Here is a 12618-nt window from a genome sequence, read left to right on the forward strand (position 1 = left end):
TTTGAAAAACGATTGTATATTTGCAACCGCAATAACGCAGAGGTTTGGTAGTTCAGTTGGTTAGAATACATGCCTGTCACGCATGGGGTCGCGGGTTCGAGTCCCGTCCAGACCGCGAAATTGGGAAAAGCACTTTGGAAACAAAGTGCTTTTTTGCCCAAAAAAGCATTTAAGATTAGTTGTGTTGTTTTGCTACGAATTTGTAACTCGTAGCGTGGTTTAGTAGTTAGACCAATGAAAAGCTTTCCACTTTATTGTGGATGGCTTTTTTGCTTTAAATAAGATGCAATTTGCCTAATAGAATTTCAATGTTTTATGTTTATATCCTTTTTTCGAAATTTTGTAATGTTTACTACAAAGGTTTTACAACAGATATTTCCAAAAGATTGGAATATCATAATTCTGGAAAAAGCACTTACACGTCAAGAACCAATGATTGGGAGATAGTTTACTACAAAGCGTTTGAGACAAAACAAGAAGCTTTGATTGAAGAGAAAAGATTGAAAAAATTGAATAAAACTTCATTAGAAAAACTTATCGTAAACAAATTTTCATAACAATTATTATCAGGGTTTAGTAGTCTCGTCTTTGGGACGAGATGAAAAGCTTTCTCTCGTCATTAGACGAGATGGAGGGCTTTTTTGCTTATATACCATTCCCAATTGTTTTTTACTTAATTTAGCAAAAAGATAAAAATGAAGAAAATTACGTTATTACTAGTCGTGCTTCTGAGTTATATTACCAATGCTCAGGTAACTTTGAGAGTAACTTCCATTCCAAATAACACACCTGTTGGAGCCAATATATATTTAATCGGAAGCATCAATGCATGGGATCAAACCAGCACTCAATACCTTTTGCAACCTGACGGATTAGGAGCAAGACAAGTGATTATTCCGGAAGGAACAGGAACAGTTAACTACAAATTCACAAGAGGCGGAAGCTGGTCAACAGTGGAAGGAAATGCTTCAGGCGGTTATCTACCAGATAGGTCATTCACTTTTACGGGAAGTCCGCAAACCATTAATCTGACAATTCAATCCTGGGAAGATATTTCAGGTTCAGGAAGTTCTAGTACAGCTGCAGCGAATGTGCAGATTTTGAACAATGCTTTCTTTATACCTCAATTGAATCGCTATCGAAAAGTTTGGATTTATTTGCCACCGGATTATTATACAACCACAAAAACGTATCCTGTTTTGTATATGGAAGATGGACAGAATTTATTCGATATTGCTACTTCTTTTTCAGGAGAATGGCAAATAGACGAAACTTTAAACACCTTGCATACACAAGGGAATTACGGCGCAATCGTAGTCGGAATTGACAACGGAGGTGGTGAGCGGTTAAATGAATATTCACCTTGGGTAAATGCAACTTATGGTGGCGGACAGGGCGATTTGTACATGCAATTTGTAGGCGAAACTTTAAAGCCATATATTGATTCTAATTTTAGAACCAAACCACAATCTCAATATAATGCCTTAATCGGAAGTTCTATGGGAGCATTAATTTCTACTTATGGCGCCGTAAAATACCCTAATCTTTTTTCTAAAGTCGGAGTATTTAGTCCTGCATTTTGGTTCGTTCGTACACAGTTGAACAATTATATCACGAGTACAACAAATGACGTATCTAATCTTCGATTGTATTTTGTTTGTGGACAGAATGAAGATGTTGATATGGTTCCGGATATGACAACAGTAAAAAATAATCTGATCAGCAAAGGCGTTTCTAATTCAAACACATTTACAAAAGTTGACAATTATGGAACACATACAGAAAGTTATTGGCGAGGAGAATTTTCGGCAGCTTATCTGTGGTTATTCCAGAATGAAACTTTGAATGTATCTACCATTGATGCACCAAAAATTGAAGTTTTTCAAATGAATTCCAATCAAATTTATTGCTCTGGTTTGCAACACGATTTGGATGTTGACATTTATTCTATTCATGGACAAAGAATAGCAAGTGTCCAATTAAAAAACGGAAACAACGATATAGACATTTCTTTGTCAAATGGAATTTATATCCTGAAATGTGAAGAATTTAGCGCTAAGTTTGTCAAATAGGTTTTTTTACTATTTTTGAAAATGATGATAAAAAAAATAATCCAAATAGCCCTTTTCACTTTTTTGCTTCTTGTTGCAACAAACAATGTGTTTGCGCAGGACGCGAGCGTAAGCGAACAGGCAAAGCAAAAAGCAACAAATGATCCGGACGCTCAACTGAAGGAAACACTCTATAAAAAGTATAAAAAGGAAGTTCAGTCTTATGATAAAAAAGAGTTTGACGCTTTGTTTTTTGAATTCTTTAAAAAACAAAAAGACGCTTCGTTGACACTTACTCAGGAAGAATTTTATACTTACACTATTAAAATTGCTATATATTCTGAAAAGCTTGGGCTTTTGTATAAAGATCAAAAGGAAGATTCACAGCGCACCAAAAAAGAATGGTTTGATAAAAGTTATTCCGATTATTTAAATTCCAAAAAGTAAAAACTTGAAAAAACTTTTACCAATATTGTTGCTAATGCTTCTTCAATCGTGTCAATACTTTGAAAAGAAAGTGCCAAACGAAAAAGAGTTGTTAGACAAGCAAATCAAGGAAATCAATTGGAATGAAGTGGATGAATATCCATCGGTTGCCGATTGTGAAAAACTGACGGATGCAAACCAACGCAAGCAATGTTTTTTCGAATTTCTAACGGCCACCATTCAACAAAAACTGGCAATTGATACACTTTCAACTATGTTTCCAAAACTGGACACCATTGAAGTCAAAGTAACGGTTTTGCCTAATTCAAATATGGAATTCGAGCCTCAATTCCCAAAAGATTCGGTTGCTTACGACACGATTAAAATCGACAGCATCCTTCGTGTTCGCTTGGTTGATTTTCCCAAAGTAAATCCCGCCATTAAAAGAGGAATTCCGGTAAAAACCCAGTTTGTGCTTCCAGTTATTATAAAATCAGAGTAATTTTTTAGGAGCCATTTCCCGCTTTCCGCTCCAATCTTTTTATAAATTGAATTGCCTCGGGTTTAAACCCGAGGCAATTCAATTTATAAAAAGGATTTCCACTGCAATCGGGGCTAGTGGGAAAACTTTCTTCCTTTCCAACTAAAGCTTCCAAAAAGTGAATAAACACCAACCAAACTAGAGAAGAATGGATAAATAATACTGCTGGCAACCGGCAAAAAAAACTTCCCTTTTCTGAGATACGAATTCGATTTATAAAGTAAGATATAATCAACACTATATTTTACTAAAAAGGCAATTGATACTATCTTCCAGTTTATCAAGGCAAAAGGCAAAAGGCAAAAGGCAAAAGTCAAACTCAAATTCATAAGAAGAACGATAACCGCTAAAAATTTAGCATAAGTACTTTTATAACCAGTCGATTTTCCTGCCCAACGAACACGCTGCATAAACAGTTTGAACAAATCGTTTTCAGGTTTTGTCTTAACAATACTATCGTTGTTTTTCAGATAATGCACTTTTCCCAAATTTGCATTGACCGCTTTTTGCAGCAATAAAACATCATCGCCGCTTGCTGTATCACTAATGCCACCAAATCCACCAATTTCGTTAAAGAACTTTTTGGTGTAGCCAAAATTTGCACCATTGCACATAAATGGTTTTCCAATCCCAAAACTTCCAATAGTTACGCCTTGCAAACTCATTAAATCAAGCTGCTGAAAATGATGAAACCAGTTGTTTTTGGCTTTATACATCACTGAGCCAACAATCATTTCAGGATTATTATTTTGAATGTAATTATCTAAAGTGAGTAGCCAATTTTTATTCACGATGCAATCAGCATCAGTAGTAATAACCCAATCATGCTTTGCAATCGGCATTGCTCGTCCAATAGCATCTTTTTTTGGTGAATTGGAAAGAGTAAGATTTTCCAAAAGCGTTGTGTCCAAATGCTCGTATTTCATCCGCCACTGAATGCAAACACGCTCCGAAGTGTCTGTTGAGAAATCATCAACCAGAATAATTTCAATCATCTTATACGGATAATTCAAATTGGCAATCGATTCTAAAAGCCTTGGCAAATTTTTAGCTTCATTTCGAAACGGCACAACAATAGTAAATGCCGTTTTCGGAGTTACATCAGTTGTTTCAAAAGTTTTTATTTTGTTGAAACCCAAAATTAATTGGACAATAAAAATAACATAGACCAATAAAATAATAAGTAACACAATTGAAATTATTCCCATTTTGGTTTGAATTTAAGTACATAATAACTTCCGATAGCAACTGGCAGAACTACATTTAAAAACCACATCAATGTGGAAATAAAAATGACTATCCATTCGTTTACGCCCAATTTTCCAAAGAAAAAAACGGCCATGCTTCCTTTTACAGCAAAATCTAAAAACTGAAAACTAGGTAACGACGAAGCCAGAAAATAAACAGTCGCAATCGTGGCCATCATCGTTAGATAAGGTAAATCTACATCAAAAGCGAGAAATAAAAAATAGTATTGATGCGAAAAAACCAAATAACGGCAAAGCGCTAAAAGATTGTTCTTTTGATGAATTCGCTTTGGGATTTCATTGATTTTGTGGACTAACTTCTGAATAGAATAACCTTTAATCTTGATGTTTTTCGAGATAAAAGAAGCAAGAAGCAAGACAAAAGAAATGCCGATAATTACTAAAGCCCATTTCCAATATCCGAGAATAAACAAACCAATAGTTCCAAAAACTATGGTCAAAATCATTTGAATTCCGTTGCAGATGAGGTTTAGGAAAATGATTTTCTTGGTTTTCTTTTTGTCAAAATAAAGCGCTTTCCCGGCATATTCTCCGAGACCATTTGGCGTAAAAATTCCGGCAGTTAATGAACCAAGAACCTGTTTGGTTGCTTCGCCAAGTGAAATAGGTTTAAAGAACGAAACCAAATTTTGCCATTTTAGGATTTCAAGAAAACGATTAGCAATACTGAAACTAAGTAAAAACAAAACTCCCAAAATGCTTGCCTTTTCATTGACCAAGCTTGTGAATTTCTGCCAATCAAGTTTGTCATTATTGGCTAATTGCTGATAAATAAAATAAAAAGCCGCAGTTACAATCAAAACTTTGACTAGAAAAACGATGAATTGCTTAGCTTTGTGAGGAATTGTAATCATTGTTGCAAAATAACGAAAATAAAAATTGGCAAACGAACGCATCATATTAGGAATCGATCCGGGAACAACCATTATGGGTTTTGGATTGATAAAAGTGATCAATAAAAAAATGGAATTCATTCAGTTGAACGAATTGATTTTGAGTAAATATGATGACCATTATACCAAACTGAAAGTTATTTTCGAACGAACAATTGAACTTATAGAAACCCATCATCCCGACGAAATTGCAATTGAAGCACCGTTTTTTGGAAAGAACGTACAATCCATGTTGAAACTTGGAAGAGCGCAAGGTGTTGCGATGGCAGCAGGTTTATCGCGCCAAATTCCAATTACCGAATATGAACCAAAGAAAATAAAAATGGCAATCACCGGAAACGGAAACGCCAGCAAAGAACAAGTCGCTAAAATGCTTCAACAACTTTTAGGTTTAAAAGAATTACCCAAAAATCTGGATTCAACTGATGGTTTAGCTGCAGCGGTTTGTCACTTTTTCAACTCAGGAAAAGTTACGGGAAGCAAAAGTTATACAGGTTGGGATGCTTTTGTAAAACAGAATGAAGAACGAATTAAAAAATAGTTTTCAGTCTCAGTTTTCAGTCTCCGTACTGCTAACTGCGACTGCGACTGCAAACTAAAAATGAGCGGTATTTACATCCATATTCCTTTCTGCAAGCAGGCTTGTCATTATTGCGACTTCCATTTTTCGACTTCTTTAAAGAAAAAAGACGAGATGGTTTTGGCTTTAGCCAAAGAAATTGTTTTGCGCAAAAGTGAGTTTAAAGCTGAAATAGTTGAGACAATTTATTTTGGCGGAGGAACTCCTTCAATATTGACAATTTACGATTTGCGATATTTGATAAATGCCGTTTTTGAAAATTATAAAGTAGTAGAAAACCTCGAAATTACTGTTGAAGCAAACCCAGATGATTTAACAGAAACCCGAATAATCGAATTAGCAAATAACCGAATTAATCGCTTAAGCATTGGCATTCAATCTTTTTTTGAAGATGATTTGAAAATGATGAACCGCGCACACAATTCGGAAGAAGCCAAAAAATGTTTGGAAATTGCCACGCAGTATTTTGATAATATTTCCATCGATTTGATTTATGGCATGCCCGAAATGAGCAATGAAAAATGGCTGCAAAATGTCGAAACTGCTTTGTCTTTTAATGTCCCACATATTTCGAGTTATGCTTTGACTGTTGAGCCAAAAACAGCTTTACACAAGTTTATAAAGCAAGGAATTATTCCGCAGCCTGACGATGAAGCCGCGCAGGAACATTTTCATTTGCTGGTTGATAAACTCGAAGAAAATGGATTTGTTCATTATGAATTATCGAATTTTGGCAAAGAAAACTATTTTTCCAAAAACAATTCGAGCTATTGGCTCGGAAAAAAATACATCGGAATTGGGCCTTCAGCACATAGTTACGACGGAATTTCACGAAGTTGGAATGTTTCGAATAATACTCTTTACTTGAAATCAATTGCCGAAAACAAATTTCCATCAGAAACTGAAACTCTGACAACAACTGACCGTTATAACGAATATATAATGACCGGTTTGCGCACCATTTGGGGAATTTCTTTAGACCGAATTGAAAAAGAATTTGGCAAAAGTTATTTGGATTATTTGAACCAACAAGCAGCAAAATACATTGAAGATCATTTGCTTTTTGTAGACGATAACATTTTACGAACAACCAAAAGCGGTAAGTTTTTGAGTGATGGAATTGCAAGTGATTTGTTTTTGCTAAATTTGGAATGAATTAACCACAAAGGACACAAAGAAGGCACAAAGAACACTAAACTTTGTGAACTTCGTGTAAATCTTCGTGGTCTTCGTGGTTAAAATGAAAACAACAATTTACTACAAAGAAAAGCACATCGAAATCGACTTATCAAAACCTATTGATATTTCTATTCCGTTAACCAATACTGATGCAAATCCGATTGCGTGGTATCTTGAAAAACCAGAAATTGAACCAGTTCGTTTTGGTGATTGGGTAGGAAAAGTTTCCGAAGGAAGTTCGACTAATTTTAACAATATTTTCTTCAATCCACACGGACACGGAACACACACCGAATGTCTCGGACATATTACACGCGAGTTTTACAGTATCAATCAATGTCTGAAACGGTTTTTCTTTACAGCCGAATTGATTTCAATTGGACCGGAGAGCATTGGAAATGATTTGGCAATTACGAAAACGCAAATCGAAAGAGCATTGAATGGTAAAACTCCGGAAAGCATTATCATCAGAACTTTACCGAATTCAGATAGCAAAAAACATAAAAACTATTCAAAAACAAATCCTCCATATTTACTGGAAGAAGCAGCAACTTTCATTCGCGAAAGCGGTATCAAACATTTGCTGATTGATTTGCCAAGCGTCGACAGGGAAGAAGATGAAGGAAGATTGTTGGCGCACAAATCGTTTTGGAATGTCAAAGATGTAAATAATTTGAATTCAGATGCGCGGTTGGATTGTACGATTACCGAAATGATTTTTGTAGATGATAATATCAGAGACGGAAGTTATATACTCAATTTACAAATCGCTTCCTTTGAAAATGATGCGTCACCAAGCAAACCCATTTTGTATTCTATTATGAATGTTGACACGAGCGAAAGCGAACTGGCGTAGCAATTATAAATTTTAAATGTTTTTAATTTAAAATTCAAAATTTAGAATTTAAAATAATTTTTTAATTATGATAACCGTTTCCACAGATAAAAGCAAACTCGATGTTTCGTTTATTCAAACCTTTTTGAAGGATATTTATTGGGCAGCAGGCAGAACAATTGATGAAGTACAAACGACGATTGATGCTTCGTTTTGTTTCGGAATTTATTTGGATGATAAACAGATTGGTTTTGCCCGCGTTATTACAGATTATGTTGTTTTTGCTTATATGATGGATGTTTTTATTGATGAAAGACTTCGCGGAAAAGGATATTCATCCATTTTGATTGATGCCATGATGAAAGAACCAGAATTGCAACAAGTCAAAATTTGGCGATTGGCAACTTCGGATTCACATTTTTTATATGAGAAATTCGGATTCACAGCATTGGCTCATCCTGAAAAGATGATGGAGAAAATATTAGTAAATAGTAACAAGTGATTAGTAATTAGTTAAAAAGCAATAGCTGCTAATCACTTATTACTCTTCACTAATCACTAAAAAAAATGAACATTCAACAACTCTACGAATTCTGTCTTTCCAAAAAAGCAGTAACCGAACATTTTCCGTTTGATGAAGATACTTTGGTCTTTAAAGTTGGTGGCAAAATGTTTTGCCTGACTTCTCTAAAAGAATGGGAAAAAGGAACTCCGGCACTCAATCTAAAATGCGACCCGGAAAAAGGAGAAGAACTTCGCGCCGAATATGAAGCTATAAAACCGGGTTATCATATGAGTAAAATTCATTGGAATACTATTGATTTTCACTCGGATGTTAATGATAAAATGATGTGTGAACTCATTAATCATTCTTATGATTTGGTTTATAAAAGCCTGACCAAAAAGTTACGAGACGAAATAGAGAAGAGTTAAAAATAGATAACGCAAAAGGCAATAGTTAAATAATTTTCTAACTATTGCCTTTTTACTTTTGCCTAATGCCTATTCTACATTGATTTTTTCTGCTTTTCTACAAAACCATCGGCCTGAAGTTTTAGTAATTCGGTGGCGCCTTTCTTTTTGTAGTTGTACAATTCTTTATCATCCCGAATATCGGCATAGACTTTATCATAAATTTCAGCATCAGTTTTCTTTTGTAATTCGCTTTGGTAACGGTTTTGCAAAATCACATTTTTTATTCCCATTTCCATGTCTTCTTGTTTGAAATCGAATTCGCCTTTTGGCGATAATAATTTGGCAATGATTGGTGATGTTTCAATCGCTAAGAACAATAACATGATAAACAACGATGGAAGTGAAGGCAATTTTCCTAAGGCATTGATTCGAGCCATCAATCCGTCAAAACCATCAATGATAGGTTGGGTTTCGGTTACTTTTTTATCTAAATCTGTTTGCAGTGTTTTAGCTCTTGTTTCTTTATCTGCAATGATTTTAGCGTTGCTGATTTTTAGTGAATCCAATTGTTTTACGGCCAAATCATGAGCGATTCTTTTTTCTTTATAAATTGGACCTTTCCCGATTTTCTTAGTTCCTGCTGAACCTTCCGCTTCTGTGATATAGGATTGATACAAACTGGCAACTTCTTTTTCTTTTTTGGCAATGTCCGATCTCAAGCTGTCCATTTCAACTTTGTTTTTATCGACATCATTTTTGAAATAATTGGCAACCTGATTTTTATTGGCAATTGCCATTTCATTCTTTTCTTTTAGTATAACTGTATTGATTTCCTTTTCAAAGATTTTGATTTCCAATGGTTTTGAAATCACGATAGCAATAATGACCGCCAATACAATTCGAGGAGAAACCTGAATCAATTCGTCCATAAAACTGTCTCTTTTTTTTATAGTAGAAACAATAAATCGGTCGAGATTGAAAATTAAAAATCCCCAAACTATTCCAAAAGCAATGGAAATGTAGGGATTGTCAAAAACGGTGTAAAGTGCATAACTACTGGCAATAAATGCCATAACTGCTGTAAAGAAAACTGTGGCGCCAATGCCAGCATACTTGTTTTGTTCGCCGTTGGAACAAGAGTTCACGATGTCACTATCGGCACCTGAACATAGGAGGAAAAAACGTTTTAACATTATGATTAATTTTGATTGATGATGATTACACAAATATAACGCCAAAACTTGATGTTTATTGTTGAGCAGCAGAAATATTTGTTTTTGTTTAATTATGTAAATAATTTATTATTAATACGTTAGCAATTATAAAATTTCGTAAATTAGCTGTCCTCGAATAGAAATATCCCTCAAATTTTTTTCAGCTCCAAATTTCAAAGTTGTAACAATTAACCAATTATAAACAACAAATTTTGAAATTATGAAAAAAGCAAAAGCAATTTTTTTAGCAGTGGTTTTAGGAATGCTGCTAATGGGCAACACTAGTTTTGCTCAGGATGAAAAAAACAATTTAGTTACCGTAACTAAATTGCATTGGAATATAGATAACAAAAATTTTTCAAATGATGAATGGAAAGCAGTTGAAAAAGAATATTTGGACAAAGTGGTTAAAAAGAACCCTTTTATTATAGGTCAGTTGGTTTTAATGCACAGTTTCACCGAAGATAATACGGAACTTCTATTGGTTACCATTTATGAAAATTGGGCAGCGATTGAAAAAGCCGGTGATAAAGACGATGAATTAATTAAAGCTGCGTGGCCAGATGAAAAAGCAAGGACAGCTTATTTTGAAAAACGTGGACAATATTATGCTCATCATCATTCAGACGAAATCTATGCGTCTATGCCCGGAGCTAAAATAGCCAAAGCAAACTTTGACAAAGACATGATTTATTATGTAAGAGTAAACCATTTTGCTTATCCAAAAGAAGGAACAGATAAAGAGTTTACCGACTTAGAAAAACAATATTTTGATGCAGTAACCAATAAAAATGATTTGATAAAAGCATATTATCCTAACCGCCATGCTTGGGGTGCGGATAATACACAATTTACAGAAGTTTATGTTGTTGACTCTTTAGCAGATTTAGACAGTGCATTAAATAAAAACCGGGATTTGTATAAAGCAGCCTGGAGTGATGAAACTAAAAGAAAAGCTTTCGATGAAAAATCCGGAAAATATTTTACCGGGAAACACAGTGATTATATTTATAAATCGGTTCATGAACTGAGCAAATAACAATAAAAAAATCCGCCTCTACAGGCGGATTTTTTTATTTACTCAATTCTACAAAATATTTGTAAAACAAGGGTATCGTTTCAATTCCTTTTAGATAATTGAAAATTCCGAAATGTTCGTTTGGCGAGTGAATCGCATCAGAATCCAATCCGAATCCCATTAAAATAGTTTTGCTTTTTAACTCCTTTTCAAACAACGCTACAATCGGAATGCTTCCGCCCGAACGAACTGGAATAGCCGGAACTCCAAATGTTTCAGTATATGCCTTGTTAGCGGCTTTATATCCAATGCTGTCAATTGGCGTTACATAACCTTGTCCACCATGATGTGGAGTAACTTTTACTTTCACTGATTTTGGTGCAATGCTCACAAAATGTTTTGAAAATAATTCTGTAATTTCATTCCAATCCTGATTGGGCACCAAACGCATCGAAATTTTTGCATAAGCTTTACTGGCAATTACGGTTTTTGCACCTTCGCCGGTATAGCCGCCCCAAATTCCGTTAACATCTAACGTTGGGCGAATTGAGTTTCTTTCGTTAGTTACATAACCTGTTTCGCCATAAACATCTTCGATATCTAAAGCTTTTTTATAATTGTCTAAATTGAATGGTGCTTTAGCCATTTCGGCTCTTTCGGCAGTAGTCAATTCTTCCACTTTATCATAAAATCCGGGAATCGTAATGTGATTGTTTTCATCGTGAAGCGAAGCAATCATTTTGGTCAAAACATTAATCGGATTGGCCACAGCGCCGCCATACAATCCTGAATGCAAATCACGATTTGGACCTGTAACTTCTACTTCTACATAACTCAAACCACGCAAACCAGTTGTAATGCTTGGTTGTTGGTTTGAAATCATTCCGGTATCGGAAATTAAAATCACATCGCAGCTTAATTTTTCCTGGTTTTTTTCTACGAACCAACTCAAACTTTTTGAGCCAACTTCTTCTTCACCTTCAATCATAAACTTTACGTTGCAAGGCAGACTATTGCTCTGAATCATATATTCAAAAGCCTTCACATGCATGTACATCTGACCTTTGTCATCACAAGAACCGCGGGCAAAAATGGCACCTTCAGGATGAATTTCTGTTACTTTGATTACAGGCTCAAATGGTGGTGAAGTCCATAAATCCATAGGGTCTGGTGGTTGTACATCATAATGCCCGTAAACCAAAACAGTTGGAAGGCTTTTATCGATAATATGTTCTCCGAAAACAATTGGATAGCCTGGTGTTTCGCAAATTTCAACGTGTTTGCAACCAGCTTTTTCAAGTGAAGTTTTTACGGCATCTGCAGTAGCGATAACATCTTGAGCATAAGCACTATCGGCACTTACAGAAGGAATTTTTAATAATTCGATTAATTCATTGATAAAACGTTCTTTATTTTCCTGAACGTATTGTTTTATGTTGTCCATTGTAGTTGTTAATTAATACCGTCAAATATACGAATTGAAATCCCAATTTTTAAAATTCCAAATTAAGATAACTAAATATGTTTTTTGGAATTTGGGTTTTCAGTTTTGGTATTTACAAATGAATGTCTATATTTGCACTCACAATTTTGCGGGTATGGTGAAATTGGTAGACATGCCAGACTTAGGATCTGGTGCCGCAAGGCGTGTAGGTTCGAGTCCTATTACCCGCACAGAAAAGCTCTAACTTTTGTTGG

General features: G+C 34.9%; 14 protein-coding genes and 2 tRNA genes. 12 read left to right on the forward strand and 4 right to left on the reverse strand.

Translation table 11 applies throughout. The features are described from left to right. Nucleotides 1–41: 41 nt before the first annotated feature. The 5 genes from ABIQ27_RS00715 (at nt 42) to ABIQ27_RS00735 (ending at nt 2979) form a co-directional block, all read left to right on the forward strand. Nucleotides 42–115: transfer RNA gene (locus ABIQ27_RS00715), tRNA-Asp, on the forward strand. Between the two features lie 175 nt (nt 116–290). Further along, nucleotides 291–557, forward strand: a complete 267-nt coding sequence (locus ABIQ27_RS00720) for a GIY-YIG nuclease family protein (protein WP_348031106.1) — start codon at nt 291–293, stop codon at nt 555–557. Nucleotides 558–695: 138 nt separating this feature from the next. Continuing rightward, a complete protein-coding gene (locus ABIQ27_RS00725) occupies nt 696–2072 on the forward strand; it encodes an alpha/beta hydrolase-fold protein (protein WP_348031108.1) in 1377 nt (458 codons plus the stop codon). A gap of 24 nt (nt 2073–2096) precedes the next feature. Next, a complete protein-coding gene (locus ABIQ27_RS00730; RefSeq protein ID WP_348031110.1) occupies nt 2097–2498 on the forward strand; it encodes a hypothetical protein in 402 nt (133 codons plus the stop codon). Between the two features lie 34 nt (nt 2499–2532). Continuing rightward, nucleotides 2533–2979, forward strand: a complete 447-nt coding sequence (locus ABIQ27_RS00735) for a hypothetical protein (protein WP_348031130.1) — start codon at nt 2533–2535, stop codon at nt 2977–2979. A gap of 113 nt (nt 2980–3092) precedes the next feature. Here the strand turns inward: ABIQ27_RS00735 and ABIQ27_RS00740 are convergent, their stop codons facing one another. Next, a complete protein-coding gene (locus ABIQ27_RS00740; protein WP_348031112.1) occupies nt 3093–4226 on the reverse strand; it encodes a glycosyltransferase in 1134 nt (377 codons plus the stop codon). Then, nucleotides 4217–5140 (reverse strand): hypothetical protein, encoded by a 924-nt coding sequence (locus ABIQ27_RS00745; RefSeq protein WP_348031114.1) that lies wholly within the window; start codon nt 5138–5140, stop codon nt 4217–4219. The genes ABIQ27_RS00740 and ABIQ27_RS00745 overlap by 10 nt, the downstream gene beginning before the upstream one ends. Nucleotides 5141–5165: 25 nt before the next feature. On the opposite strand from ABIQ27_RS00745, the gene ruvC reads away from it, so the two are divergent. From ruvC to ABIQ27_RS00770, 5 genes are all read left to right on the forward strand, one after another. After that, a complete protein-coding gene (gene ruvC, locus ABIQ27_RS00750; protein WP_348031116.1) occupies nt 5166–5720 on the forward strand; it encodes a crossover junction endodeoxyribonuclease RuvC in 555 nt (184 codons plus the stop codon). Between the two features lie 60 nt (nt 5721–5780). After that, complete coding sequence (gene hemW / locus ABIQ27_RS00755) at nt 5781–6914, forward strand: radical SAM family heme chaperone HemW (RefSeq protein WP_348031118.1); 1134 nt, start codon at nt 5781–5783, stop codon at nt 6912–6914. Nucleotides 6915–6999: 85 nt separating this feature from the next. After that, complete coding sequence (locus ABIQ27_RS00760; RefSeq protein WP_348031120.1) at nt 7000–7794, forward strand: cyclase family protein; 795 nt, start codon at nt 7000–7002, stop codon at nt 7792–7794. A 67-nt stretch (nt 7795–7861) separates the two neighbouring features. Next, nucleotides 7862–8275: a GNAT family N-acetyltransferase gene (locus tag ABIQ27_RS00765; protein ID WP_348031122.1), complete on the forward strand. Its 414-nt coding sequence runs from the start codon at nt 7862–7864 to the stop codon at nt 8273–8275. Between the two features lie 65 nt (nt 8276–8340). Then, the gene (locus ABIQ27_RS00770) at nt 8341–8706 is read left to right on the forward strand and encodes an MmcQ/YjbR family DNA-binding protein (RefSeq protein ID WP_348031124.1); all 366 of its coding nucleotides are present in this window, start codon (nt 8341–8343) and stop codon (nt 8704–8706) included. Nucleotides 8707–8780: 74 nt separating this feature from the next. Here the strand turns inward: ABIQ27_RS00770 and ABIQ27_RS00775 are convergent, their stop codons facing one another. Then, the gene (locus ABIQ27_RS00775; protein WP_348031125.1) at nt 8781–9881 is read right to left on the reverse strand and encodes a DUF4407 domain-containing protein; all 1101 of its coding nucleotides are present in this window, start codon (nt 9879–9881) and stop codon (nt 8781–8783) included. 241 nt (nt 9882–10122) lie between these two features. Between ABIQ27_RS00775 and ABIQ27_RS00780 the strand changes: the two genes are divergently transcribed. After that, a complete protein-coding gene (locus ABIQ27_RS00780) occupies nt 10123–10941 on the forward strand; it encodes a hypothetical protein (protein WP_348031127.1) in 819 nt (272 codons plus the stop codon). A 34-nt stretch (nt 10942–10975) separates the two neighbouring features. Here the strand turns inward: ABIQ27_RS00780 and ABIQ27_RS00785 are convergent, their stop codons facing one another. Beyond that, a complete protein-coding gene (locus tag ABIQ27_RS00785) occupies nt 10976–12364 on the reverse strand; it encodes a dipeptidase (RefSeq protein ID WP_348031128.1) in 1389 nt (462 codons plus the stop codon). Nucleotides 12365–12512: 148 nt separating this feature from the next. On the opposite strand from ABIQ27_RS00785, the gene ABIQ27_RS00790 reads away from it, so the two are divergent. Then, a tRNA-Leu gene (locus tag ABIQ27_RS00790) sits at nt 12513–12594 on the forward strand. Nucleotides 12595–12618 lie beyond the last annotated feature (24 nt).

The sequence above is a fragment of the Flavobacterium sp. genome, from assembly GCF_039916025.1.
In the GTDB taxonomy this organism is placed as follows: domain Bacteria; phylum Bacteroidota; class Bacteroidia; order Flavobacteriales; family Flavobacteriaceae; genus Flavobacterium.